The following is a 25,886-nucleotide window of genomic DNA, read 5'->3' as shown; positions in this document are numbered from 1 at the left end:
CCACCTCAGGGAGGGTGACAGCCGCGGTGCCCAAGCGTCACGTTCGAGTCCCGGCCCTGCCTCGGGGCGAGCCCCTGGTGGATCGCTCCCCGCCCGAGGTTCGCACCTCGCGTCGACGCCTGCGCGCCTGCCACGAGTGCGACTGGCTCGTGGCCCTGCCGCCGCTGCGCCCCGGCGAGAAGGCCGACTGCCCGCGCTGTGGCCACACCCTGGTCAAGCGACACTATCGCCCGGCCCAGCGCAGCATGGCACTGGCCCTCGCGGCCCTGCTGGCCCTGGCCATGGCCGTCTCCTTCCCCTTCGTCAGCTTCACCGTGGGCGGCATCGGCAACCGGATCGAACTCTCCCAGACCGCCACCACCCTGATCGGCTTCCACCAGCCCGTCGTCGCCATCGCGGTGATCCTCACCATCATCGTGCTGCCGGCGGTCTACCTGCTGGGCGTGATCTGGCTGCAGCTCGGCCTGCTCAGGGACGCGGCGCTGCCGGCCAGCCGCAGCATCGCGCGCTCGCTCGCCCACCTGAACCCCTGGATGATGGCGGACGTCTTCATCATCGGCGCCCTGGTCAGCCTCATCAAGGTGGCCGGCATGGCACAGGTCGAGCTCGGCATGTCGTTCTGGGCCTTCTGCGTCTTCGCCCTGCTGCTGCTGGTCACCACCCAGTCCATCGACTCCGACTGGATGTGGTTCTCCCTGGCCGGCGAGCCACGGGCGCCCGAGGGCGCACGGACCGGGGAGCCCGCCGCCCCCCAGGGGCTCGCCGGCTGCGCCACCTGCGGGCTGGTCAACCGCCTGGAGGACAGCGGCCGCAGCCACTGCCGACGCTGCGGCGAACGGCTCCATGCCCGCCTGCCCCACAGCCTGCAGCGCACCTGGGCGCTGATCGCCGCGGCCGCGGTGATGTACATCCCCGCCAACCTCTATCCGATCATGACCACCACCAGCCTGGGGCAGAGCTCTCCCTCCACCATCATCGGCGGCGTGGTCGAGCTGATCCAGATGGGCTCCTGGCCGGTGGCCGGGGTGATCTTCGTCGCCAGCGTGATCGTGCCGGTGGGCAAGCTGGTGGCGCTGGCCTGGCTCTGCCTGGTGGTGGAGCGCAGCGACGAGCTCAATGCCAACACCCGCACGCGACTCTACCGGCTCACCGAGTTCATCGGCCGCTGGTCGATGGTCGACGTCTTCGTGGTGGCCATCCTGGTGGCGCTGATCCGCGCCGGCTCGCTGATGTCGATCACCCCCGGCCCCGCTGCCCTGGCCTTCGGCTCGGTGGTGGTGATCACCATGCTGGCCGCCATGACCTTCGACCCCCGACTGATCTGGGACCCGCCCCTGCCGCGTCGATCCCGCCGCCGCAGCCCGGGCCCACCACGAGGAATGCCCGGATGAGCGACACGCCGCGCAGCGACGACACCCCGGAACGCGACATGCACCGGGCCAGGGCCACGCCCCAGGCACGCCTATCGCCGATCTGGATCGTGCCGATCGTGGCGATCCTGATCGGTGCCTGGCTGGTCTACGACAACTACCGCAGCCGCGGCCCGCTGATCACCCTGGTGATGAGCAACGCCGAGGGGATCGAGGCCGGCAGTACCCTGATCAAGACCCGCAACGTCGAGGTCGGCCGGGTCGAGCGCGTCAACCTCTCCGAGGACCTGGCCACCGCCGAGATCACCGCCCGCATGAGCCCCGACACCGAGGCGATGCTGGTCGAGGACAGCCGCTTCTGGGTGGTCAAGCCGCGCATCGGCCGGGAGGGCATCAGCGGCCTGGGCACGGTGCTCTCCGGGGCCTATATCCAGCTCGAGCCGGGCGCCAGCGAGCGAGCCACCCGCGAGTTCCAGGTCAGCGACCAGCCGCCCGTGGCGCCCGCCGGGGCAGACGGTCTGCGCATCAACCTGGTCAGCCAGCTGGGCAATTCGCTGCGGGTCGGGGATCCGGTGACCTATCAGGGCTACACCGTGGGCCGCATCGAGGACACCCAGTTCGACGCCCAGACCCGGCGCATGCTGCACCGGGTATTCATCGAGGCGCCCTACGACACCCTGGTCACCGACACCACGCGCTTCTGGTCGGCCAGCGGCATCGACCTGCGCCTCGATACCGAAGGCATCCGGGTCAACGTGGAATCCCTCGAGGCGCTGCTCGGCGGCGGTGTCGCCTTCGGCGTCCCCGACGACATGCCGCTGGGCAGGGCGATCCAGCCCGACGTCACCTTCAACCTCTACGCCGACGAGGACAGCGCCCGCCAGGGCACCTTCAACCGCTACCTGGAGTACGTGCTGCTGGTGGACGACACGGTACGCGGCCTCTCCCGCGGCGCCCCGGTGGAGTTCCGCGGCGTACGCATCGGCACCGTGGCCGCGGTGCCCTGGAACTTCAGCGCCCCCCAGCCCGACGCTCGCTCACGGTTCGCCATCCCGGTGCTGATCCGCATCGAGCCCCAGCGCATCGGCGTCACCGGCGAGGAGCTCGACCTGGACGACTGGCGGGAACGCTTCGACCGCCTCTTCGACTTCGGCCTGCGCGCCTCGCTCAAGAGCGGCAACCTGCTCACCGGCGCGATGTTCGTGGACCTCAACTTCCACCGCGACCTGGCCGACGACGTCACCGTCGAGACCTTCGCCGAGCGCCGCGTCTTCCCCACCACCCCCGGGGGGTTCGCCCGGATCGAGGCCCAGGTCACCGACCTGCTCGACAAGCTCAACGGGCTCGACATCGAGCCGCTGCTGGCCGGCCTCGACCGCAACCTCTCGGCCTCCGAGGCGATGCTCGGCGAGGTGCGGGCGCTCACCGCCTCGCTGCAGGGGCTGCTCGACGACCCCGGCACCCGCGAGATGCCGGGCAACCTCAATGCCACCCTGGAGGAGCTGCGCGCGACCCTGCAGGGGCTGTCGCCGGAATCCGCCGCCTACCGGGAGCTGACCGGCGCCGTGGATCGCCTGGACCGGCTGATGCGCGACCTGCAGCCGGTGGCCCGCACCCTGAGCGAGAACCCGCGGGCGCTGCTGTTCGACAGCCTGGAGACCGAGGACCCGCAACCGCGGGCACCCCGCCGTGACTGACCCCGAGGGACCCCCGCACAAGGAGCCGACACGATGATGGCAAGCAGATGGATCGGTGTCGCCTTGGCGATGCTCTGGCTCGGCGGCTGTGCCGCCTCGAGCCCGGCTCCCCAGCGCTACACCCTGCCCGTGAGCCAGCAGGACGCCGTCGCCGGAGCCGAGGCCGAGCACCTGCTGCTGGTGCGCCCGCCGCGCCTGGCCCACTACCTGGATGTCGACGGCATCGTCTTCCAGCTCGACGACATCACCCTGGTCGAGGCCCGGGAGCACCAGTGGGCCGAGGCCCTGGGCCGCCAGCTCGAGCGCGGCCTGCGCGCCCGCCTGGCCGCCCGCCTGCCCGACACCCGGGTGCTGCTCGACGACGGCAGCGACCCCGGGGCCGAGGCGCTCAGCCTGCGCCTCGAGGTGGATCGCTTCCAGGGGCGCCACGACGGCCTGGCCGTGGCCAGCGGCCAGTGGCAGGTGCGCGGTGCCGGCGGTCGCCTGCTGGCCATGGACGGCTTCCGCGTCGAGACCGAACTGGAGGCCGACGGCTACCCGGCGCTGGTCCGCGCCCTGGGGCGCGGCTGGGACACGGTGGCCGACCGGATCGCCACGGCAATCGAACGGCTGCGCTGAGCGCGATCCTGTGGCATAATGCACCGACGCGGCGATCGCTTGTCCCTCCTGCCGCGCCAGATTCCTTATCCACGCCCCGGCCCGGGACTGGCCACGCCGCATCGCCTGCGTGGCGCGATCGGGGCGTCTCTGCGGAGACCGCATGACCTTTTCCGAACTCGGCCTGCGTGCCGAACTGCTTCGCGCTGTCGAAGAACAGGGCTATACCGTTCCCACCCCGATCCAGCGCCAGGCGATTCCCGCCGTGCTGGCGGGTGGCGACCTGCTGGCCAGTGCCCAGACCGGCACCGGCAAGACCGCCGGCTTCACCCTGCCGCTGCTGCAGCGGCTGGCCGACGGGTCGCGTCCCGGCAAGCGCCAGGTGCGCGCCCTGGTGCTGACCCCCACCCGCGAACTCGCCGCCCAGGTGGGCGAGAGCGTCGCCGACTACGGCCGCCACCTGAAGCTGCGCTCCCACGTGATCTTCGGCGGCGTCGGCCAGCAGCCCCAGGTGGATGCCATCCGCCCGGGCCTCGACGTGCTGGTGGCCACCCCCGGTCGCCTGCTCGACCTGCACCAGCAGAAGCACGTGGACCTGTCGAAGGTCGAGATCCTGGTGCTCGACGAAGCCGACCGCATGCTCGACATGGGCTTCATCCACGACATCAAGAAGATCCTCCGGGTGCTCCCCGAGAAGCGCCAGAACCTGCTGTTCTCGGCGACCTTCTCCGACGAGATCCAGCAGCTCGCCGGCAAGCTGCTCGACGACCCGGCGATGATCGAGGTGGCCCGCCGCAACACCACCGCCGAGCTCGTCGACCAGGCCATCTACCGCGTCGACCGCGAGAAGAAGCGCGAGCTGCTGGCCCACCTGATCACCGAGCATGACTGGCACCAGGTGCTGGTCTTCACCCGCACCAAGCATGGTGCCAATCGCCTGGCCGAACAGCTCAGCAAGCAGGACATCCCGGCCATGGCGATCCACGGCAACAAGAGCCAGTCGGCCCGCACCAGGGCGCTGGCGGCCTTCAAGACCGGCGACCTGCAGGTGCTGGTGGCCACCGATATCGCGGCCCGCGGCCTCGACATCAGCGAGCTGCCCCACGTGGTCAACTTCGAGCTGCCCAACGTGGCCGAGGACTATGTCCACCGCATCGGCCGCACCGGCCGCGCCGGCAGCGAGGGCCAGGCCGTGTCGCTGGTCTGCGTCGACGAGCACGGGCTGCTCAAGGGGATCGAGCGGCTGATCAAGCGCGACCTGGAGAAGCGCATCGAGCCCGGCTTCGAACCCGACCCCAACGCCAGGCCCGAGCCGATCGAGAACGGCCGCAATCGCCGCGGCGGTGGCGGTGGCCGTGGCGGCCAGGGCCAGGGGCGTGGCGGCCAGTCCGCGCGCGGCGGCAACGCCGGCGGCCAGCGCACCGGAGGCGACGAGGCACGCGCGCCGCGTCGTCGTCGAGGCCGCGGCCAGGGCTCCCGCCAGGCCTGAACCGCGCCCGGCGTCGTGCAGCCGCCGCGGCGAATCCCATTCGCTCCCGTAACGGACAGGCGCAAGGAGTGACCATGGACTCACGTCGGCCCCATCGCACACCCCCCGGCAAGCCGGACCCTGTCCGGGGATGAAGAGGGACGCTGAACCGACCACCACCGACCGTCGCCGGACGGTGGTGGTCTTCGTGATGCTGATGGTACTGGTGGGGCTCAACCTGCGCCCCGCCCTCTCCTCCCTGGCACCGCTGCTGGCCCGCATCCAGCAGGACACCGGGCTCTCGCCGCTCGCCATCGGCGCCCTGACCACCCTGCCGGTGCTCTGCCTCGGCCTCTTCGCTCCCCTGGCCCCCTGGCTCTCCAAGCGTCTCGGCCCCGAACGCACCCTGGCCGCCGCCCTGCTGCTGCTGGCCGCCGGCCTGCTGCTGCGTGGCGCCCCGCTCTCCCAGCTGCTGTTCGCCGGCACCCTGATGGTCGGCGCCGCCATCGGCGTGGCCGGCACCCTGCTGCCGGCCCTGGTCAAGCGCGAGCTGCCCGGCGGGGCCGACCTGATGACCGGGGTCTACACCATGGCGCTCTGCCTGGGCGGCGCCCTGGGCGCGGGGCTCAGCATCCCCCTGGCCAATGCCCTGGGGGGCTGGCACGCCAGCCTGGCCAGCTGGTCGGCGCTGGCCGCCCTGGCCCTGGTGGCCTGGCTGGCGTTGATGCCGCGTCGCCGGGTCGCGGTCACGGTGCCGGGCGCCGCCGGCTCGATGCGCGACCTCCTCGGCCAGCCGCTGGCGTGGCAGGTCATGCTGATGATGGGCTCCCAGTCGTCGCTGGCCTATATCGTCTTCGGCTGGCTGCCCACCCTGCTGCTGGCCCGCGGCTACGGCGAGGCCGAGGCCGGCTGGATGATGGGCACCTCGGTGATGGTGCAGCTCGTCTCGGCCCTGGGCGCCCCCTGGCTGGCGCGCCTCGGACGCGACCAGCGCCCGGCGCTGCTGCTGGTGCTCGGCTGCGTGGCGGCGGGTCTGTGGATCCTGCTCGCCGGGCCGCTGGGCTGGCGCTGGGTCGGGGTGGTGCTGCTCGGGCTCGGACAGGGCGGCAGCTTCAGCCTGGCACTGACGCTGATCGTGCTGCGTACCGGCAACTCGCGGCTGGCCGGCAAGCTCTCCGGCCTCGCCCAGGGCGGCGGCTATACCCTGGCAGCGCTGGGCCCGCTGGGCGTGGGGGTGATGCTGCAGCTCGAGGTCGGCCTGCCCGTGGTGACCCTGGTGCTGCTGCTGGTGACGGCCACCGCCGCCAGCTTCGCCTGGCTCGCCGGGCGCAACCGCCGCCTGGAAATCGACGACGCGGGACGGCTGGTCACCCGGGGCTGACCGCCAGCGCCCCTGTACAAGCGCAGATTCTCTGCGCGATCGGCGCCGCAGGCGCCCCGGCGGCAACCGCCAGCGGCGCTGCGCGCCGCATCGCCCCGCAAAGCGCGGCTCCCACAGGCAGGAAAATCCCCGCCTCGGCGGCGGTTGACCGCCAGCGCCCCTGTGTGCGCAGATTCTCTGCGCGATTGGCGCCGCCAGGCGCCCCGGCGGAAACCGCCAGCGCGGCTGCCGACCGCCAGCGCCGCATCGCCCCGCAAAGCGCGGCTCCCACAGGGAGGCCAATGCCTGCCTGGTAGGGGTTGGTTCCCACAGGGGAGGATGACCCCCCATGTAACGGATGACAGCCCCGAGCTGCTAGACTCAGGGCGAACCGAGCGCGCGAGGGACACCGCCGACATGGAGCAGCGCAGGGAGGTCGTCTTCGCGACCCGGGGGCTGACCCGCCTCTACCGGATGGGCGAGGTCAGCATCAGGGCCCTGCAGGGGGTCGATCTGGAACTCTACCGCGGTGAACTGGTGGTCATGCTCGGCGCCTCGGGGTCGGGCAAGTCGACCCTGCTGAACATCATGGGCGGGCTCGACATCGCCAGCGAGGGCAGCGTGTGCTACGTCGACCGGCATGGGCAGGAGCACGACCTCACCCGCGCCTCGCGACGCGAGCTGACGCGTTTCCGGCGCCGGCATGTGGGCTTCGTCTTCCAGTTCTACAACCTCATCTCCAGCCTCACGGCCCGGGAGAACGTGGCGATCGTCACCGACATCGCCCACTCCCCCATGTCCCCGGAGGCGGCACTCACCCTGGTCGGCCTCGAGCAGCGCCTCGACCATTTCCCGTCGCAACTCTCCGGAGGCGAGCAGCAGCGCGTGGCCATCGCCCGCGCCATCGCCAAGCAGCCCGACGTGCTGCTCTGCGACGAGCCCACCGGCGCGCTGGACTTCCGTACCGGGATCCGCGTGCTCGAGGTGCTCGAGCGGATCAACCGCACCACCGGCACCACGGTGGCGATCATCACCCACAACGAGGTGATCGGCGAGATGGCCCACCGCATCATTCGCCTGCGCGACGGCCGGGTCGACGAGATCCACGTCAACGCCGAGCGTCGCCCCGCCGACCAGCTGCACTGGTGAGCCCACGATGAAGGCGCTGCACCTCAAGCTGCTCCGCGACCTCTGGCGCCTCAAGGGCCAGGCGCTGGCGATCGCCGTGGTCATCGCCAGTGGCGTGATGACGCTGATCCTGTCGGTCACCACCCTGGAGGCGCTCTCCAGTTCCCGGGACCGCTTCTACGCCAGCCACCATTTCGCCGAGGTCTTCGCCGGCGTCAAGCGCGCGCCCCTGGGCCTGGTGGAACGCTTGCAGGCCATCGAGGGGGTCAACCTGATCGAGCCGCGCGTGCGCGCCCCGGTGCGCCTGGCCGTCGACGGCTTCGACGACCCCATCCGCGGCCTGCTCTCCTCCATCCCCGATGGCCGCCAACCCACCCTCAACCGCCTGCAGCTGGTCGCCGGCAGCCTGCCGGAACCCGGCCGCGACGACCAGGCGGTGGTCAGCGACGCCTTCGCCGAGGCCCACCGCCTGGGCCCCGGCGACGAGGTCGAGGCGATCATCGACGGCCGCCGCACCCGCCTGCGGCTCAGCGGCATCGCGCTGAGCCCCGAGCACCTCTACCAGGCCGCCCCTACCGACCTCATGCCCGACTACCGGCGCTACGCCGTGCTGTGGATGAACCGGCGCGCCCTGGCCAACGCCTACGGCATGGAAGGCGCCTTCAACGACCTGACCCTGTCCCTCCAGGCCGGCGCCAGCGTGGACGCGGTGATCGACGCCCTGGACCTGGCCCTGGCCCGCTACGGCGGCACCGGCGCCCAGACCCGGCACGACCAGCAGTCCCACCGCTTCATCGAGGAGGAGCTGGCCCAGCAGCGACTCCAGGCCACCGTCCTGCCGACCATCTTCCTGGCGGTCTCGGCCTTCCTGCTCAACGTGGTGATGGGGCGGATCATCCAGACCCAGCGCGAACAGCTGGCGGTCCTCAAGGCCTTCGGCTACGGCGACGCCGACCTCGCCCTGCACTACGGCCTGCTCGCCGGGCTGATCGTGCTGGCCGGCTGGGCCCTCGGGGTGGTCCTGGGGGCCTGGGCCGCCGATGCCCTGGCGGGGATCTACCACGCGTACTTCCGCTTCCCCGAGATGCACTTCCGGGTGCCCGCCTGGGCCCTGGGGCTCTCCCTGCTGGTGGCGGCCCTGGCCGCGCTGACCGGCACCTGGCACGCAGTGTGGCGTGCCGTCGGCCGCCCGCCCGCCGAGGCCATGCGGCCACCGGCGCCCCACCGCTTCCGCCGCACCTGGCTGGAGCGCGTCCTGCCCGCGGCCCTGCTCGGCAGCGAAGGGCGCATGATCCTGCGCCACCTCGCCCGCCACCCGGCCAAGGCCAGCCTCTCGGTGATCGGCATCGCCCTCTCCTGCGGGCTGCTGCTGATGGGGGCCTACCAGCTCGACGCCCTGGACGAGATGCTCGACCAGCAGTACGGACAGGTGCTGCGCATGGACATCGAGCTCACCTTCGGCGAGGTCACGCCGGCGCGCGCCGCCGGCGAGCTTCGCCACCTGCCCGGCGTGCTGGCGGTGGAGACCTGGCGACGGGTCCCCGCCACCCTGGTCCATGGCCACCGCGAGTACCGCACCAGCCTGCTGGGCATGGACGCGCAGCCCCGCCTGCGCCAGGTGCTGGACGCCGATGGCACTGCCCAGCGACTGCCCGCGGAAGGCCTGATGATGACCCGCTTCCTCGCCGAGGAGCTGGACGCCGGGGTCGGCGACACCCTGGAGGTGGCCATCATGGAGGGACAGCGGCGGCGCCTGGCGCTGCCCCTGGTGGCGCTGGTGGACGAGCCCCTCGGCGTGGGGGCCTACCTGCAGCGCGACACCCTCAACGCCCTGATGCGCGAGGGGCCGGCGATCAGCGGTGCCTGGCTGCTGGTCGACGGCGACCGCCAGCGGGCGCTGAACGAGGCCCTGTGGGACATGCCCCGGGTCTCCTCCATCGGGCTGCTCTCCGATGCCGAGCGCGGCATCCGCGACTACATGGACGAGACCATCCTGGTGGTGGCCCTGGTCTTCGTGGGGCTGGCCGGGTCCATCGCCTTCGGGGTGGTCTACAACAATGCCCGGGTCACCTTCGCCGAGCGCGCCCGGGAACTGGCCACCCTGCAGGTGCTGGGTTACTCCCGGGGCGAGGTCGCGCGCATCCTGCTCGGCGAGATCGCCCTGCTCACGCTGCTGGCCATCCCGCCCGGCTGGGCCATCGGTACCCTCTTCAGTATCCTGCTGAACCAGGCCTTCACCAACGACCTCTACCGCATCCCGCTGGTGCTCACCCCGCGGGCCTTCGGGGTCGCGGCCGCCGGGGTACTGGCCGCCTCCCTGGTGGTGGGCATGCTGGTGCTGCGCCGACTCGGCCGGCTGGACATGATTCGGGTTCTCAAGGCGGTGGAGTAGCATGACGGAAGACAAGGGGGGCAGCGCATGAGCGAAGCGGCCGGTCGATCGGCGAGGCGGTGGCTGTGGCTCGCCGTGGCCCTGCTGGTAGCGGGACTGCTGGCCTGGGCCTTCCGCCCGGTGCCGCTGGAGGTGTCCGGCGCCGAGGTGGAGCGGGGCCACTTCGTCGACTCGATCCACGAGGAGGGACGCACGCGACTGCGCGACACCTGGAACGTCTCGGTGCCCATCGCCGGCTACCTGCAGCGGGTCACCCTGGAGGTGGGGGACACGGTGGAAGCGGGGCAGGTGCTGTTCCGGCTCGAACCCAGCCCGGCCCCGGCGCTGGATGCGCGCACCCGCCAGCAGGCCGAGGACGCCCTGCAGGCGGCCCAGGCACGGCTGCAGGCCGCCCAGGCCAACCTCGAGACGGCGCGTGCCGAACGGCGCTTCGCCGAGGCCGAGTACCAGCGCTACCGCCAGTTGCACGAGCGCAACCTGGTCTCCACCGCCGACCTGGACCAGCGACTCAGGGAGCGCGACCGCCAGCGGGCGCTGGAGAACGCCGCCGCCTCCAGCGTCGAGGTCGCCCGCTTCGAGCTCGAGGGCGCCCGCGCCATGCTCGCCGTGACCAGCGGGCAGCGCGACGCGACGGGACAGCCCGAGCTCGAGGTCCGCGCGCCGATCGGCGGCGTGGTCCTCACCCGCTACCGCTGCTGCGAGGGCAGCGTCGCCCCCGGCGACCCGGTCGTCGAGCTGGGGCGGATGGAGGACCTCGAGATCCGCGCCGACCTGCTCTCCATGGATGCCGTGCGGTTGCGGCCGGGGATGGCGGTACGCATCCACGGCTGGGGCGGCGATCCCCTGGCGGGCAGGGTGCGCCGCATCGATCCCGCCGGCTTCACCCGCACCTCGGCCCTCGGCGTCGACGAGCAGCGGGTACCGGTGATCGTCGACTTCGCCGACACCCGCGACCCGGCCGCCATGGGCCTCGGCAGCGGCTTCCGGGTCGAGCTGGAGTTCCTCGTCTGGGAGGCCGACGACGTGCTGCAGATCCCCACCAGTGCGCTGTTCCGCCACCAGGGGGAGTGGACGGTGTTCGTCATCGAGGCCGGGCGTGCGGTGAGGCGAGGCGTCGAGACGGGCCGTCGCAGCGGGCTGGTCACCCAGGTCGTCGCGGGTCTCCAGGCGGGCGAGCGGATCATCACCCACCCCGGCCAGCAGGTCAGCGAGGGGGCAAGAGTGCGTGAGTGAGGGGTGGTATCATGCGGGCCGAACTCACCCGCGACAGGAGCCCCCATGACCTCGGCAGACCGTCCCCTGCTGGTACTCTACACCGGCGGCACCCTGGGCATGGTGGAGACCCCCCGGGGCCTGGCGCCGGGGAGCGACTTCGAGGCCCGGCTGCGCCGCGCCCTGGATGCCCTGCCCCCCGCACGCCGCGCCGCACTGCCCGACTTCACCCTGGTCGAATCGCCGACCCCGATCGACTCCAGCGCCGCCACGCCCGCCGACTGGCAGCGCCTGGCGCGGGAGGTCGCCGCCCGCTATCGCGACCATGCCGGCATCGTGGTGCTCCACGGCACCGACACCCTGGCCTGGACCGCCTCGAGCCTCGCCTTCCAGTTGCAGGGGCTCGACCGCCCCCTGGTGGTGACCGGTGCCATGCTGCCGCTGGAGGCCCCCGGCAGCGACGCTCCGGCCAATGTCGAGACGGCCCTGCACTTCGCCGCCCAGCCGGCGCTCCAGGAGGTGGCGGTCGGCTTCTGCGGGCGGCTGCTGCGAGGCGTTCGCACCCGCAAGTGGCACACCCGTGCCGCGGACGCCTTCGACAGCCCCAACTATCCGCTGCTCGGCGAGCGCGTCGACGACGATGTGGTGCTCTACCCCGGCCGTGGCCTGGAGACCCGACAGCGCGGCGCCCCCCGCTTCGAACTGCCCGACTATGCGCCCCTGGCGGAGGGTGGCGTGGCCCGCCTGGTGCTGTGGCCGGGCATCACCGCCCGCCAGGTCGCCGCCTGGCTCGACGACGACCGCCTGCGCGGCGCCCTGCTCGAGGTCTGGGGTGGCGGCAACGTGCCGGACGACCCGGCGCTGCTCGGCGTGCTGGCCCGGGCCAGCGGCGAGGGCAAGCTGCTCGCCGCCGTCAGCCAGTGCCCCCTGGGCAGCATCGCGCTGGGCAGCTACGCCGCCGGCCAGGGCCTCGTCGATGCCGGCGTCCTGTGCGGCGAGGCGATGACCCCCGAGGCGGCGCTGACCAAGCTGGTGCACCTGCTGGCCCAGCCCCTGGATGACGCCGAGCGCCGCCGCCGCTTCCTCACCCCGCTGGTGGGGGAGCGTTGACCCGGGTCAGGCACGCCAGGGCGGAAATGGCTATGGTGGAGGTGACTCGTCCCTGCAAGGAGCGCCACCATGGAACACCCCGATCACCCCTTCAGCGAACTGTTCGAGCAGCTGGGCCTCGCCTCCGATCCCGAGGCGATCAAGCGCTTCATCGAACGCAACGGCCCGATCCCCGAGGAGATCCCCCTGCCGGACGCCCCCTGCTGGAACGAAGGCCAGGCCGAGTTCCTCCGCGAGGCCATCGAGGAGGATGCCGACTGGGCGGAGGTGGTCGACCATCTCAATACCTCGCTGAGGAAGCGTTGACCCACCGAGGGCGCGAGGCCCTAATTTCGCTTGACCCTCCGAGGCACCCCATGTAAAAAAAAGTATACAGACAGGACGCCACGTCCGTATCAACATCGACACGGTGCGGACGCCCCGGGGCGGCCGCACCACCGATCACGCGGGGAGTCACGGATGCCGCCTGTCGAGACACCAGCAAGCGAAACCGGCCGGGACTCCCGGGATTCCTGCCCCCTGCCGCCACTGCCGGCCTCGCTGCAGGCCCGGCTCGCCGACTGCCACACCCTGCCCTCGCTGCCCGCCGCCGTCGCCAGGGTGCTGATGGTGGCGCGCCGGCCGGACGCCAGCCTGTTCGACTACGCCGCGGCCATCGAGGAGGATCCCGCCCTCACGCTGCGCCTGCTGGCACTGGCCAACAGCGTCTTCTACTCCCGGCAGCGCAGCGAGGCCAGCACCTGCCGCGATGCGGTCTCGCGCATCGGCCTGGATGCCACCCTGGCGGCGGTGATGAGCTTCGGACTGGCCCGCCCGGCCAGCGCCGACACCCTCGACCTGGACGCCCTCTGGCAGCGGGCGATCATCGCCGCCCTCGCCGCCCGTCACCTGGCGGAGAGGCTCTGCCCGGAACGCTCCGGCACCCTCTTCACCACCGCCCTGCTCCAGGACATCGGTATCCTCGCCGCCGAGGCCCTCGACGGCGACGACTATGCCGCCCTGATCCAGGCCACCGTCGGCCACGACGCCCTGTGCCAGGCCGAACGCGAACACTACGGCTGCGACCACGCCGACCTGGGGGCCTGGCTCGCCGCCAGCTGGGGGATTCCGACCCACCTGGCACGCGGCATCGCCGACAGCCACGGCGAGCTCGAGGCGGCTTCCCCCGACACCCTCTGCCTGCGCCTCTCCGGGCGGATCGCCGATGGCTGGCTGACGGAGGCGCCCGAGCGTGCCTTCGGCCGCCTGATCCGTCGCCTGGAGACCCTGGAGGCGCTGTCGCCGGCGTCGCTGGAGGAGATCCTCGCCGACCTCCAGGAGCAGCTGCCCAGCATGGCCGAGCTGCTGGAGATCACCCGACCACCGCAGCGCGACAGCCACGAGATGCTCGCCGAGGCCAAGCGCCACCTGTTCATGCAGACCCTGGCCCTGGGGGCACGCCTCGACGCCCACCAGGCCGAGCTCGACGCCCTGCGCGAGCGCCACGCCGAGCTGGAACGCAGCAGCCGCCTCGACCCCCTCACCGGGCTCGCCAACCGTGCCTGGCTGGAGCAGCGGCTCGAGGAGCGCTTCCACCGCAGCCGCGAGGCGGGCAAGGACCTCTCGCTGGTGTTCATCGACCTCGACCACTTCAAGCAGCTCAACGACCGCCATGGCCACCAGTTCGGCGACCAGGTGCTGACCAGCTTCGCCACCAACCTCCAGGAGATGGTCCGCGAGGGGGACCTGGCCGGGCGCTACGGCGGCGAGGAGTTCCTGGTCATCCTGCCCGACGAGGGAGCCACCGGCGCCGAGGCCATGGCGAGACGGCTGTCCCGGCGCCTCGCCCGCCAGCCCGTTGCCCGGGTCGACGGCGAGCCGCTGCACGTCACGGTCTCCGTCGGCATCGCCTGCCTCAGCGACGCCGACTTCCGGGACGCTCGCGAGATGATCGATGCCGCCGACCAGGGCATGTACCAGGCCAAGCGCGACGGGCGCGCCAGGATCTCGCGCCAGCCGAGGTAGGCCCCCGCACAGGGACCGGCAGCGTTGTCAGTCGGGAAAGCCGTTGCGCGCCCGGTCGACACGGCGTCGCATCCAGCCCCCGGCCAGCAGCAGCAGGGTGAGCGCCACCAGCGGCAGCACCACGTCCGGGCCCAGGCTCTCCTCCCGCTCCACCGCCGCCAGGGCGCCGTAGATGGCACTGGCGTAGATCGCCCACTTGATGCCCAGGCCGACCACCGCGGCGAGCAGGAAGGTGCAGAGCGGCAGCCGGCACAGGCCGGCGGCGTAGTTGACCACGGAATGGGGAAAGCCCGGCATGACACGCAGGGCGCACTGGGTCAGGAAGTCGCTGCGCTTTTCCAGCATGCGCATGACCTTGCGGGTCAGGGCACCGGGAGAGAAGCGCTCCCCCACGCGTGCGGCGAGCCAGTAGGCGCCCAGGGCACCGGCGACGCTGCCGACGATCAGCATGGGGGTCGCCACGAGCGGAGAATAGAAGGGCGCGATCAGCCACAGGCCGATGCTGCCGGGCAGGCCGACGGCCAGGGTCACCGCCATGATCAGCATGACCCCGATCACGGTCAGGGGATGGTGGGAGGCATCCTCGGCCCAGCGCTGCACCGCCGCCAGGTCCGGGGAGTGCCAGATCCACAGGTAGACCGCCATCAACAGGCTGGCTCCGATGGCGGCCCAGCGCCAGGGTCGGCTCAGTGAACTCTCTTTGGGCATGGACTCCCTTCCCGGCGGCAGGTCCCAGTCGACATGTTGCCATGCCCCCGCCGCCGGGTCACGGGCCGGGGGCGACTCAGGCGTCGAGCCCGCCGGCGGGCGGCCCCCCTTCCTTCTCATCGGTCCGGGGAATATCGGCGAGGCGCGGCATGGCGGCCACGCGCCGGTCCACGTAGCGCAGCAGCCCCAGCTGCGCGAACAGCACGGCAAGACACCAGAACAGCCCCTTGATCATGCGGGTATCCTCGAGGGAAGCCGACGGCTTCGTCGCCACCATTCTAGCGCGCCTCCTCCCCGACGGACAGATGGCCGCCCGGGCATCCCATCACAGCCGGGCCTCGACCCGCTCGAGTATCTGCCGGCTCACCCTGCCCACCAGGGGCTTGGCCGCCCGGCTGACGGCCTTCTCCACCAGGCGGCTGCGCAGCACGTAGGTCAGGGTCAACGCCACCTCGGTGCCCTCGGCAACCGGCGTCAGGCGATAGCAGCCCTGGTTCTCCACCCCGTCCAGCGACTCCCAGGCCAGCAACTCCGGCGCCCGGGATTCGGTGATCGCCACGTCGAAGGTCCAGTCGCGTCCCACCGCGTGCACATGCCAGCGGTAACGCGCCTCCCCGAGGGGCTCGATCGCCTGGATCAGGTCGGAATAGTCGGCAAAGTCCTCGACCCGCTCGAGCAGGGCGAAGACCCGCTCGGGCGGTGCCTTGAGGATCGCGCTGTGTTCGATGGTGGCCATGCGGCTTCCCCGAAAGACGAAGAGATGAAGAGAGACACACCAGCCTGGAGCTTACCGCCCGGGCGCCTGCGGCGCCAATCGCGCAGAGGCTCTGCACTCCCACCAGCTAGGCGCTGGGCTCCCTGTGGGAAGCCACGCCTTGCGGGGCAATGGCGGCGCGAAGCGGCGCTGGCGGTGGTCGGCGACGTTGGCGATGTCCGCCGGGACACCTGCGGCGCCAATCGCGCGGCGGGGCCAACCTGCCGGGGCCTAGAGGTCCCGCATCAACAGGGCGAACTCGATGCGCTCCGGGTCGATGGCCTCGCCCGGCACCGGGATGCGCACCACATGGCCCGAGCCCGGGGCGGCGCCCACGGATTCGCCGCGCCGGTTCTCGATATGCTCGAGCACGAAGCGGCGGTTGCCGCCGGGCAGCATCAGCTCCATGCCATCGCCCACCTCGAAGCGGTTCTTGACGTCCACCTCGAGCAGGCCGCGGTCGGGGTCGTAGCCGATCACCTCGCCGACGAACTGCTGGTGCACCCCCACCGAGTTGCCCTGCTCGTAGTTCTGGTACTCGTCGTGGACGTGGCGGCGGTAGAAGCCCTCCGTGTAGCCGCGGTTGGCCAGGTTGTCGAGCTCGTCCATCAGGCGCATGTCGAAGGGCCGGCCGGCCACGGCGTCGTCGATGGCCCGGCGGTAGACCTGGGCGGTGCGCGCCACGTAGTAGTGGGACTTGGTGCGCCCCTCGATCTTCAGCGAGGTCACCCCCATCTCGGTGAGCCGCGGGACGTGCTGCACGGCGCGCAGGTCCTTGGAGTTCATGATGTAGGTGCCGTGCTCGTCCTCGAAGACCGGCATCAGCTCGCCCGGGCGGGTACGATCCTCGATCAGCGCCGAGAGCTCGTCCTGGCCCTCCACCCCGCCGGCGGTGGCGGTGCTCTCCGGTATCGAGGCACTGCCGCCGCCGGAGGCGATCAAGCCGCCCTGCTGCCCGCCGCTCTCGGGCGTCCAGATACCGCTCCCGGCATGGGCGGCCGCCGAGTTCGCCGGCACCAGGTCCCCGGTCTCGTCGTGGGCGGCGGCCACGGTGTTGTACTTCCAGCGGCAGGCGTTGGTGCAGGTGCCCTGGTTGGGGTCGCGGTGGTTGAAGTAGCCGGAGAGCAGGCAGCGCCCGGAGTAGGCGATGCACAGCGCGCCATGGACGAAGGTCTCGATCTCCAGGTCCGGGCACTCGGCACGGATCTCGGCGATCTCCGCCAGCGACAGCTCCCGGGACAGGATGATGCGGCTGATGCCCTGCTGCTGCCAGAACCTCGCCGCGGCCCAGTTGACCACGTTGGACTGCACCGAGAGGTGGATCACCTGGTCGGGCCAGCGCTCGCGGATCATCATGATCAGGCCCGGGTCGGACATGATCAGCGCATCCGGGCCGGCCTCGATCACCGGCTCCATGTCGCGCAGGTAGGTCTTCAGCTTGCTGTTGTGCGGCGCGATGTTCGACGCCACGTAGAACTGCTTGCCCCGCTCGTGGGCGTAGGCGATGCCACGGTGCAGGTTGTCGATCTTGAAGTCGTTGTTGCGCACGCGAAGCGAGTAGCGCGGCTGGCCGGCATAGACCGCATCCGCCCCGTAGGCGAAGGCGTAGCGCATGTTCTTGAACGTCCCCGCCGGGGAGAGCAGTTCGGGAGCTTGCATGGGGAGTCACCGTTGTCAGGACGATGGCGCCGAAGGCGCTTATGGAGAGGGGCCAGAATTCTAGCAACTGGCACCTATCCTGGCCAGAGAAGCACCGAGCGGCCAATGCCTTGCGCGCCCCTGGCTTTCCTCGACGATGGCGGTTTTTTTCGCCGAAGATGGCGCCGAGACCGCCCCTATGGGGTCAGACCCCAGCCAGGTCACGAAGCCCGTCATGGTGCGCCTTGCGAGCGGATTCGACGCCGCCGGGGTCTGACCCCATAGGAGCTCCCAGCGCTGGCCGCCTACCGCCACGGTACCGTCGACATACTGATTCCGGGGCAAGGGGGCAGCCTCGGCGCCTGTTCCCGCGACCAGGCTGCCAACGTCGAGATAGACGCGGGGGATTCACCCTCGCCAGGTTCGGCCAGCATTGGCGCTTGTCCTGCCGGTCAAGTAAACTATGGCCCCTTCCGGACCGGACCCCGGAATGCGGCAGTTCCGCCAGGAGCCGCCGCCCGACAAATTCTCCGACCAGAGTTGACCCATGACCCTTTCTGCTTCCCCCACGGCGGCCGACCGCTCCAGCGTGGTAATCTACTCCGGCGGCATGGACTCCTACACCGTGCTGCACCGCGCCCGGCGCGAGGGGCTCGACGTCCACGCCCTCTCCTTCGACTACGGCCAGCGCCACGCCCGCGAGCTCGAGGTGGCGGCGCGCGTCTGCCGCTCACTCGGCGTGCCCCACCAGGTGGTGGACATCCGCGCCATCCACGGGCTGATCGACAACTCGGCGCTCACCGATACCAGCCGCGCGATGCCCGAGGGCAACTACGCCGAGGACAACCTCACGGCCACGGTGGTGCCCAACCGCAACATGATCCTGCTCTCGCTGGCCATCGCCAAGGCGGTGAACATCGGCGCCGGCCGGGTCGACTACGGCGCCCACGGCGGCGACCACGTGCTCTACCCCGACTGCCGGCCCGCGTTCGTCGAGGCGATGAACGCCGTGGCCGGCATCGCCAACTTCGAAGCGGTGGAGATCCACGCCCCCTACCTGCGGTCGAGCAAGGCGGAGATCCTCGCCGACGGCCTGGCCATGGGGCTGGACTACGCCGATACCTGGACCTGCTACCTCGGGCAGGCGCTCGCCTGCGGGACATGCGGCAGCTGTCGCGAACGACTGGCGGCCTTTGCCGCCAACGACGCGACAGACCCCCTCCCCTATTGCCAGCGGCCCGACCCCGCCGCAGAACTGGCCATGGGGGGCGCGTGATGTATCACGTCAAGGAGGCCTTCTACACCCTGCAGGGCGAAGGCGCCCAGGCCGGGCGTGCCAGCGTCTTCTGCCGGTTCAGTGGCTGCAACCTCTGGTCGGGTCGCGAGCAGGACCGGGCCACCGCGGCCTGCCGCTTCTGCGATACCGACTTCGTCGGCACCGACGGCCAGAACGGCGGGCGCTTCGCCGATGGCGAGGCGCTCGCCGGGCACCTCACCGCCCTGTGGCCGGACCAGGACGGGGTCGCCACCCCCTATGTGGTCTTCACCGGCGGCGAGCCGCTGCTCCAGCTCGATGCGCCCTTGATACGCGCCATGCACGCGCGGGGCTTCGAGGTCGCGGTGGAAACCAACGGCACCCTGGCCGCCCCGCCCGGCATCGACTGGCTGTGCGTCAGTCCCAAGGGGGAACGCGAGCTGGTGATCACCGAAGGCGACGAGCTCAAGCTGGTCTACCCCCAGGCCGACGCGCGGCCGGAACGCTTCACTCGCCTCGGCTTCCGGCACTTCTACCTGCAGCCCATGGACCGTGCACCGCTCGGCGACAGCGGCTCGGCCATGGCCGAGACCGTCGCCTACTGCCTGGCCCACCCCCAGTGGCGCCTGTCGCTGCAGACCCACAAGATCGCGGGGATCGACTGATGACGCTCTTCGTCAACCGCCTGACCCAACTGGACGTATCCCTCTGGTGTCCGCGCCGCGGCCTCACCGCCGCGAGCTGGCACGTGGACGCCGAGCTCGACGGCGAGCTCGGCGAGGACGGCATGCTCTTCGACTTCGGCGAGGTGAAGCCCTGGATCAAGCAGCGCCTGGATGCCGGCGCCGACCATACCCTGCTGGTGCCGACCCGCGCCCCGGGGGTGGAAGTGCTCGAGTGCCCCGAGGGGCTCTGCGTGCGCACCTCACTGCCCTACCCCATGGAGATTCGCGCCCCGCGCCAGGCCTTCACCCTGCTGCCCTGGGGCGAGGTCACCACCGAGCGCCTGGGCGACCGGCTGGCCGAGGAGCTGATGCGACGCCCGCCCGCCCGGGTCACGGCCATCCGCCTGGCACTGCGCGAGGAGGCCATCGAGGACGCTGCCTACTGCTACAGCCATGGCCTCAAGCGCCATGCCGGCAACTGCCAGCGCATCGCCCACGGCCACCGCTCGCGCCTGCACATCTGGCAGCAGGGCAAGCGTGCCCCGGAACTCGAGCGCCAGTGGGCCGAGCGGCTGGCGGACAGCTACCTGGTCAGCGAGGAGGATATCGTCGATGGCGGCGAATCGGAGTACCGGGGACAGCTCACCACCCGCTACCGCGCCGAGCAGGGGCGCTTCTTCCTGCGCCTGCCGAAGGAACGCTGCGAGGTGCTGAGCGGCCCCACCACGGTGGAGCATATCGCCGAGTGGCTGGCCGGCGAGATCAGCCGCGAGACCGGTCGCGCCACCCGGGTCCAGGCCTTCGAGGGCATCGACAAGGGCGCCATCGCCCAGGCATGAGCGGGACAGGCAACGCCATGAACGGGAAGGGACAGGCCATGAAGGGCGCCAGCGCCCCCGCCGCCGAGGGCCGATGCCGCCCCGGCTGCGGCGCCTGCTGCATCGCCCCCTCGATCAGCTCGGCGATACCCGGCATGCCCCAGGGCAAGCCCGCCGGGGCCCGCTGCGTGCAGCTCGACGAGCACAACCTCTGCCGGCTGTTCGGCGACCCCCGCCGCCCCGCCGTCTGCGCCCGCTTCGATTACGACCGGGAGCTGTGCGGCGAGCATCGCGACCAGGCACTCGAGCGTATCGCCGCCCTGGAGCTGGCGACCTGAGGCGGTCGCAGGACTCTGCTCCCACAGGGGCACTGGCGGTCATCCGCCGCCGAGGCGGGGATTTGCCTGCCTGTGGGAGCCGCGCCTTGCGGGGCGATGCGCCGCTGGCGGTTGGCTGCGGCGTTGGCGGTTGCCGCCGGGGCGCCTGGCGGCGCCAATCGCGCAGAAAATCTGCACTCCCACAGGGGCACTGGCGGTGATCCGCCGCCGGGGCGCCACCTAGTCTTCGGCGTCGACCACCAGCGGCAGGCGACGGTCGAGCAGCGTCCGCCAGCGCACCAGCACCGGGGCATCGCTGTGGCTCACCTGGCCCAGCAGGCCACGCAGCCCTTCCCGGGCCCCCTTGTCGGCGGGGTCGATCAGCGTCAGCCACAGCTCCAGGGCGCAGAGCTGCTGGTGAAGGTTGCCGTCCTCGCGGGCATGGTCCAGGGCCTGCTGGGTCAGGGCCAGCACCTCCTCGCGGGGGTGGCCCAGGCGGTGGCGCACCCGCGCCAGGTGCACCGCCAGCTCCGGCACGAACAGGGTGGTGCGCTCCCGGGCGATCAGCAGGGTCTGGTCCAGGTAGTCCTCGGCCCGGGCCAGCTCGCCCAGCGCGATGCAGGCATCCACGTACCACAGCGCCGGGCGCTGGTAACGGTCGCGGCCGGTGACCTCGGAGAGTTCCTCCAGGGCGGCCTCGATCTGGGCCAGGCCCTCGCGGTCGCCCGACAGGGCACGCTGCCAGCCGAGCACGGCGCGGGCGGAGATCTGCCACAGGTGCAGGTCCGGCGTGCTGGTCAGCTCGTAGGCGCGCTCGGCCCGGCTCGCCGCCAGGTGCACATGGCCCAGCTGGCGGTAGAGTGCCGAGGCATACATCAGCGCCATGGCCAGGCTGCCGGGATGGTTGATCCGCTCGGCCAGGCGAATCGCCGACTCGACCTGCTGCTCGGCGCGCCGGTAGTCGCTGCGCAGGCAGAGCGCCCAGCCCTGGAAGCAGGCCGCGGCCACCTGGGGATGGTCCGAGAACGGCAGCCACTCGATCATCATCGAGGCGTTGAGCGGATCGATCTCCTCGAGGTGATCGTAGGCCTGGCCGATGCGGCCGGCCCAGTACTCGCAGCTGGCCCGGGCGTACTGGGCCAGGCGAGCGTAGCGCGGGTCGTCGAGCCGGGCGGCCAGGTCGGCCAGCCGCGAGGCCAGCGAGAAGGCGTCGGCATGGGAGTGGCGCTGGCTGCAGCCCACCCAGAGCCCCCAGTTGACCAGGAAGGCCTGCTCGAGATCGGCGGCCTCGCCGCCGTTGCTGGCGAGCAGCTCGCGCGCCTTGGCAAAGCTCTCGTGGGCGGTGGGCGAGCCGTGCCCCTCCAGCGCGAAGGCCGCCTGGCCGCGCACCGTGAGCAGGCTGATCTGGCGCTCCACCTGCCCCTCCACATGGCGCAGGCTGGCCAGGCCGAAGTCGGCCATCCGCAGTGCCGTGCGGTTGGCGCTCACCTTGAGCGCCTCGCGGGCGGCCAGTTCGAAGTAGCGGGCGCCGCGGGCATAGTGGCCGCTGCGCCGCAGGTGGGTGGCGAAGTCGCCGGGGTGGCGACTGATCCACATCGGGAAACGCTCCTCGATCAGCTCGACCACCTGGCGATGGATGGCCGTGCGCACGTCCCGCGGGCAGGAGAGGTAGGCGGCCTCCTGGAGCAGCTGGTGGCTGAACTGGTACTCGCGGCCCCCCTCCTCGCCTTCGGCGGGCTCGATGATCTCCAGTCGGCGCATCTGCTCCAGCGCCTGGGTCAGCCGCGGCATCTCCCAGTCGCTGCACTCGACGAGGAAGTCGAGGCGGAAGCGGCGCCCCAGCACCGCCGCGATGTGGGCCACCGCCCGGTCGGCGTCGAGCTGGTCGATGCGGCTGGCGAGCAGCCCCAGCAGCCCGCGCGGCAGCTCGTCGAGCTGCACGCTGCGCCCCTCCCGGCGGTCCATGTCGACCCGCCGGCAGATCTCCTGCAGGTAGAGGGGCACGCCGTCACAGCGCTCGATGATCTGGCCGCGCAGCCGCGGGCTGAGGTGCAGCCGGTAGCGTCGGGCCAGCTGGGAGAGCAGCCGCGAGGACTGCATGGCGTCCAGCCGGCCGAGCGTGATCTGCTGGTCCCAGTGCAGCCGGGCCGGCAGCGACTCGCGGCCATGGTGGCTGGCCACCAGCAGGAAGGCACAGTTGATCGGCAGCCGCGCCTGCAGCCCGGCCAGCACCTTGAAGGAGGGTTCGTCGAGCCACTGGAGGTCGTCGATCATCACCACCAGGGTCCGCTCGCGGGTCAGCAGGGTGATCAGCTTGTGCATCAGCCCCACCACCAGCTCCACGGCCTCGCCGCTCTGGGCCAGGGCCGCCAGCTCGTCGGGCTCGCGCACGCCCAGGGCCTCCTCGAGCAGCTGGCGGCGGTGCTCGTCGAGCTCGGGGGCGTCGACCTGGGCGAGCAGCCGGGTCAGCGCCTCGGCGTCGATCCTGCCGCCCAGGCGCCAGCGCAGCAGCAGCCGCGCCACCCCGTAGGGCTCCTGCACCGAGAGGCGCGTGGTGGGCTGCCAGCAGATCGCCGCATCACGGCTCTGCTCCAGCTGGCGGAACCCCACCATCAGCGCCGACTTGCCCATCCCCGACGGGCCACGTACCAGCACGCTCTGGCGCAGGCCGATGCCGGCCCGGGCCAGGGCGTCGCGCAGGTTGCGCAGCGCCGACTCGCGGCCGATCAGGCTCGGCGGCAGCGCCTCGCGCCCCCCCTCGTTCGCGCCCAGGACGAGCGCGCGCAGGCACACCCGGCCGTCGCAGGCCACCAGCCGCGACGAGAGCCGCGGCTGCAGGTCCAGCGCCGGCGGCATGTGCTGGCTGGCCTCCTGGGAGATCACCAGCTCGCTGCTCTCGGCGGCGCTCATCAGGTCCAGCGAGCCCTGGGTCACCTGGCCCAGGGGATCGACCATGTTGCGTTCGGGCAGGTAGACCACCCGCCCGCTGTTGAGCCCGGCGGCCAGCTCGATGCGGGGCGGGTCGCCCTCGCCGGTCCAGTGGCGTCTCGACTCCTCGGGGAGCATGCGCCGGCAGTGTTCGTAGAGCGCCACCAGTTCGGCCAGCTGGTGGGCCGGGCCGTGGGTGCCGAAGCAGGCCAGGCCCAGGCCACCGGACGCACCCGGCAGCCAGAAGCCCCCCAGGTGGTGGCACTGCTGCTCCAGCCAGCGCATCAGCTCGAACTGCAGCGCCAGGCAGGCGCGGGTCTCGCAGCGCGAGGAGAGGTCGCCCTTGAGGCGCAGGCGGATCGCCATCACCGACAGCTGGCGCTGCTCGATCTCGTCCTCGCGCAGCGGCGAGCTGTCTGCCGCCAGGGTGCGCGAGAAGCCCCCCTGGGCGGCCATGCCATGGGCATCGGGCTGGCCGTCGGACCAGTAGCGGGCCAGTTGCAGGAAGGCGGGCTCGGGCTGCTGCCCCGAGAGCGCCAGCAGCTGCAGGTAGGCGTTGTACTGCTCGTGGGCGGCGGCCAGCTGGCCCTGCTCGGCCAGCTGGTGCACCAGCCGCTCGTGGAAGGGCCCGTAGCCCGAGAAGCGATTGACCAGGGCATGCAGCAGGTGGTCGGGAATCGGGTCGTGCGGCTCGAGTACCGCCTCGGCGAAGCGGATCACCCGCTGGCGCCACTCGTTGCGCACCTGCACCAGCCAGCGCTGGAACTCGGCACAGGTCGACAGCTGCAGCTCCTCCGCCAGGTCGCCCCGGTAGCGGGCGAGCAGCGCCTCCAGGGTCGCCACGTCCCGCGGGCCCTTGAGTAGCGCATGCACCTCGTTGAGGTCGAAGCACCAGTGCTCCGGCAGGCGGAAGGCGATGGTCTGGCGCGACACCGCCAGCACCTGGTCGGCATGCTCGCCCAGCGACTGGCGCAGGCAGTGCAGGGCGTGGCGCAGGTTGGTGCGCCCCGACGACAGGCCCTGGTCCGGCCACAGCAGCTCGGCCAGGGTGGCGCGATTCACCGGCTGCTGGTGCAGCAGCAGGTAGACCAGCAGCGCCTTGACCTTGTCGTAGCTGAACTGGGAAAGCTCATCCTCGCCCAGCACCAGCGAGAAATGGCCGAACAGCGACAGCTGGTCCTGGTCCTGCTTGTCAACGACGTCGGAGGAATCCCGCATCATGGTCGATCCTGCGTGGCAAAAGCGGATGCCTCAGGCCGGCACGCCGCTGTGGAAACGAAACACCGTATCGGGCGAGGCGATCAACGCTCTCTCGCACTCGGCGAAGAAAGCGACGCGTGACTCGATGGGCGCCGGGGAAAGATGCCGGGCCAGCATCAGATAGTCCTCGTAGTGGCGTCCTTCCGACTTAACCAGACTGCGATAGAACTTGGCAAGTTTGTCATCGAGATGCGGGATCAGCCGCGCGAAACGCTCGCAGCTGCGCGCCTCGATGAAGGCGCCGATGATCAGGATATCGACCAGGCGCTCGGGTTCTTGAGGTCGCACATGGCGGCGCAGCCCCTCGGCATAGCGCGAGGCGCTGATGTGCCGATAGGCGATGCCACGCGCCTCCATCAGGGTCACCACCTGCTCGAAATGCAGCAGCTCCTCGCGGGCGAGCTGCGACATCCGGGTCAACAGCAGCGGCTGGTCCACGTAGCGGTAGAGCAGGCTCATGGCCGTGGAGGCCGCCTTCTTCTCGCACTGGGCGTGATCGATCAGCAGCAGTTCGGGGTTCTCCAGCGCCCAGCCCACCCAGGCGTCGGGGGTGCGGCAGCCGAGGAAGTCGAGCAGCCCCGGCGGCAGCAGGTGATCGACGCCGGACGCGTCGCGGGTCTCGCCCATGGGGGCGGAAAGGGTCTCTTGCATGGTCATCGGCTCGCTGTCGCAGTCGGGAGGGAAGTGGCGTCGTCGGCCCGGCGCCACTCGGCGGCCTCCATCAGGGCCTTGCTCAACCGCGCATGCAGCGCGCCGGCATCCAGGTCGGCGAACGGCGCCCGCGGCGCCAGGCCGTAGCTCGACAGGTCGCGGATCCGATCGCGCCCCACCCGCAGCAGCTCCACCGCCCGCGACAGCGGCGGCTGCCCGGGGCGGACGCGGATGCGGTGGCGCTCGAGCTGGGCCTCGAGGCGCTCGGCATCGACCAGGCGCAGGTAGCGGCCGGCGATGGTCTCGCGCAAGGCATCCAGCTCGTCCATGCGCCTGGCACGCTGGTCGGCCGACAGGCCGAACCAGTCGCGGATCTCGTCGTCGCCGCGCTGGCAGCCTCGGCACACCCGGTCGCCCAGGGTCGTCGAGCAGAGTCCCACGCAGGGTGAACTGATACCGGCCCCCATGGCGATCCTCCTGCGGTGATGGCGGTTGACGCGGGTTTCATACTCCCGTTCGGTTACACCATGGTAACGCGCAGCCGCCTCGGGAAC

At 71.4% G+C, this 25,886-nt stretch carries 22 protein-coding genes; 15 read left to right on the top strand and 7 right to left on the bottom strand.

Translation table 11 applies throughout. The annotated features are described in order from the left end of the window. Positions 1 to 77: 77 nt before the first annotated feature. The 11 genes from ACOMD9_RS06955 to ACOMD9_RS06905 all read left to right on the top strand — a co-directional run bounded on the left by ACOMD9_RS06955 (position 78) and on the right by ACOMD9_RS06905 (position 14,338). Positions 78 to 1,391 carry a PqiA/YebS family transporter subunit gene (locus ACOMD9_RS06955; RefSeq protein ID WP_421413070.1) on the top strand — a complete coding sequence of 438 codons (1,314 nt, stop codon included), beginning with the start codon at positions 78 to 80 and terminating at the stop codon, positions 1,389 to 1,391. After that, positions 1,388 to 3,067, top strand: coding sequence for an intermembrane transport protein PqiB (gene pqiB / locus ACOMD9_RS06950; RefSeq protein ID WP_421413069.1), 1,680 nt, complete (start codon positions 1,388 to 1,390; stop codon positions 3,065 to 3,067). Before ACOMD9_RS06955 ends, pqiB begins: the two co-directional genes overlap by 4 nt. A gap of 33 nt (positions 3,068 to 3,100) precedes the next feature. Then, positions 3,101 to 3,685 carry a PqiC family protein gene (locus ACOMD9_RS06945; protein WP_421413068.1) on the top strand — a complete coding sequence of 195 codons (585 nt, stop codon included), beginning with the start codon at positions 3,101 to 3,103 and terminating at the stop codon, positions 3,683 to 3,685. A gap of 142 nt (positions 3,686 to 3,827) precedes the next feature. Continuing rightward, positions 3,828 to 5,153 (top strand): DEAD/DEAH box helicase, encoded by a 1,326-nt coding sequence (locus ACOMD9_RS06940; RefSeq protein ID WP_421413067.1) that lies wholly within the window; start codon positions 3,828 to 3,830, stop codon positions 5,151 to 5,153. Positions 5,154 to 5,283: 130 nt separating this feature from the next. Further along, positions 5,284 to 6,513: an MFS transporter gene (locus ACOMD9_RS06935; RefSeq protein ID WP_421413066.1), complete on the top strand. Its 1,230-nt coding sequence runs from the start codon at positions 5,284 to 5,286 to the stop codon at positions 6,511 to 6,513. Positions 6,514 to 6,909: 396 nt separating this feature from the next. Next, positions 6,910 to 7,641, top strand: coding sequence for an ABC transporter ATP-binding protein (locus tag ACOMD9_RS06930; RefSeq protein WP_421413065.1), 732 nt, complete (start codon positions 6,910 to 6,912; stop codon positions 7,639 to 7,641). Between the two features lie 7 nt (positions 7,642 to 7,648). Then, on the top strand, positions 7,649 to 10,012 hold the full coding sequence (locus ACOMD9_RS06925; RefSeq protein ID WP_421413063.1) for an ABC transporter permease: 2,364 nt from the start codon (positions 7,649 to 7,651) through the stop codon (positions 10,010 to 10,012). A 27-nt stretch (positions 10,013 to 10,039) separates the two neighbouring features. Continuing rightward, a complete protein-coding gene (locus tag ACOMD9_RS06920; RefSeq protein ID WP_421413062.1) occupies positions 10,040 to 11,245 on the top strand; it encodes an efflux RND transporter periplasmic adaptor subunit in 1,206 nt (401 codons plus the stop codon). A gap of 45 nt (positions 11,246 to 11,290) precedes the next feature. Further along, entirely contained in the window at positions 11,291 to 12,334 is a 1,044-nt protein-coding gene (locus ACOMD9_RS06915) for an asparaginase (protein WP_421413061.1), read from the top strand. 69 nt (positions 12,335 to 12,403) lie between these two features. After that, entirely contained in the window at positions 12,404 to 12,640 is a 237-nt protein-coding gene (locus ACOMD9_RS06910; RefSeq protein ID WP_421413059.1) for a DUF2789 domain-containing protein, read from the top strand. Positions 12,641 to 12,793: 153 nt separating this feature from the next. Further along, positions 12,794 to 14,338, top strand: coding sequence for a sensor domain-containing diguanylate cyclase (locus ACOMD9_RS06905; RefSeq protein WP_421413057.1), 1,545 nt, complete (start codon positions 12,794 to 12,796; stop codon positions 14,336 to 14,338). Positions 14,339 to 14,365: 27 nt separating this feature from the next. On the opposite strand, the gene ACOMD9_RS06900 is transcribed toward ACOMD9_RS06905, so the two are convergent. The 4 genes from ACOMD9_RS06900 to trhP form a co-directional block, all read right to left on the bottom strand. Further along, on the bottom strand, positions 14,366 to 15,046 hold the full coding sequence (locus tag ACOMD9_RS06900; RefSeq protein ID WP_421413055.1) for a TVP38/TMEM64 family protein: 681 nt from the start codon (positions 15,044 to 15,046) through the stop codon (positions 14,366 to 14,368). A gap of 76 nt (positions 15,047 to 15,122) precedes the next feature. Then, on the bottom strand, positions 15,123 to 15,323 hold the full coding sequence (locus ACOMD9_RS06895) for a hypothetical protein (protein WP_421413054.1): 201 nt from the start codon (positions 15,321 to 15,323) through the stop codon (positions 15,123 to 15,125). Positions 15,324 to 15,371: 48 nt separating this feature from the next. Further along, a complete protein-coding gene (locus ACOMD9_RS06890) occupies positions 15,372 to 15,782 on the bottom strand; it encodes an SRPBCC family protein (protein WP_421413052.1) in 411 nt (136 codons plus the stop codon). Positions 15,783 to 16,031: 249 nt separating this feature from the next. Next, positions 16,032 to 17,459, bottom strand: coding sequence for a prephenate-dependent tRNA uridine(34) hydroxylase TrhP (gene trhP / locus ACOMD9_RS06885; protein ID WP_421413051.1), 1,428 nt, complete (start codon positions 17,457 to 17,459; stop codon positions 16,032 to 16,034). 526 nt (positions 17,460 to 17,985) lie between these two features. On the opposite strand from trhP, the gene queC reads away from it, so the two are divergent. The 4 genes from queC to ACOMD9_RS06865 are packed head-to-tail and all read left to right on the top strand — an operon-like array spanning position 17,986 to position 20,514. Then, positions 17,986 to 18,714 carry a 7-cyano-7-deazaguanine synthase QueC gene (queC, locus tag ACOMD9_RS06880; RefSeq protein WP_421413050.1) on the top strand — a complete coding sequence of 243 codons (729 nt, stop codon included), beginning with the start codon at positions 17,986 to 17,988 and terminating at the stop codon, positions 18,712 to 18,714. Further along, a complete protein-coding gene (gene queE / locus ACOMD9_RS06875; RefSeq protein WP_421413048.1) occupies positions 18,714 to 19,358 on the top strand; it encodes a 7-carboxy-7-deazaguanine synthase in 645 nt (214 codons plus the stop codon). Before queC ends, queE begins: the two co-directional genes overlap by 1 nt. Continuing rightward, positions 19,358 to 20,197 (top strand): 6-carboxytetrahydropterin synthase, encoded by an 840-nt coding sequence (locus ACOMD9_RS06870; RefSeq protein WP_421413046.1) that lies wholly within the window; start codon positions 19,358 to 19,360, stop codon positions 20,195 to 20,197. Before queE ends, ACOMD9_RS06870 begins: the two co-directional genes overlap by 1 nt. 17 nt (positions 20,198 to 20,214) lie before the next feature. Continuing rightward, a complete protein-coding gene (locus ACOMD9_RS06865; RefSeq protein WP_421413045.1) occupies positions 20,215 to 20,514 on the top strand; it encodes a YkgJ family cysteine cluster protein in 300 nt (99 codons plus the stop codon). 219 nt (positions 20,515 to 20,733) lie between these two features. Here the strand turns inward: ACOMD9_RS06865 and ACOMD9_RS06860 are convergent, their stop codons facing one another. The 3 genes from ACOMD9_RS06860 to ACOMD9_RS06850 are packed head-to-tail and all read right to left on the bottom strand — an operon-like array spanning position 20,734 to position 25,799. Beyond that, positions 20,734 to 24,639 carry an AAA family ATPase gene (locus tag ACOMD9_RS06860; RefSeq protein ID WP_421413348.1) on the bottom strand — a complete coding sequence of 1,302 codons (3,906 nt, stop codon included), beginning with the start codon at positions 24,637 to 24,639 and terminating at the stop codon, positions 20,734 to 20,736. A 33-nt stretch (positions 24,640 to 24,672) separates the two neighbouring features. After that, positions 24,673 to 25,332 carry a MiaE family protein gene (locus ACOMD9_RS06855; RefSeq protein WP_421413044.1) on the bottom strand — a complete coding sequence of 220 codons (660 nt, stop codon included), beginning with the start codon at positions 25,330 to 25,332 and terminating at the stop codon, positions 24,673 to 24,675. 2 nt (positions 25,333 to 25,334) lie between these two features. Then, on the bottom strand, positions 25,335 to 25,799 hold the full coding sequence (locus ACOMD9_RS06850) for a DUF1289 domain-containing protein (protein ID WP_421413043.1): 465 nt from the start codon (positions 25,797 to 25,799) through the stop codon (positions 25,335 to 25,337). Positions 25,800 to 25,886: the final 87 nt, after the last annotated feature.

This window comes from Halomonas terrestris (assembly GCF_049166755.1).
In the GTDB taxonomy this organism is placed as follows: Bacteria; Pseudomonadota; Gammaproteobacteria; order Pseudomonadales; family Halomonadaceae; genus Halomonas.
The sequence above is the reverse complement of the archived record's forward strand: the minus strand, read 5'-3'. Positions and strand labels throughout refer to the sequence as shown.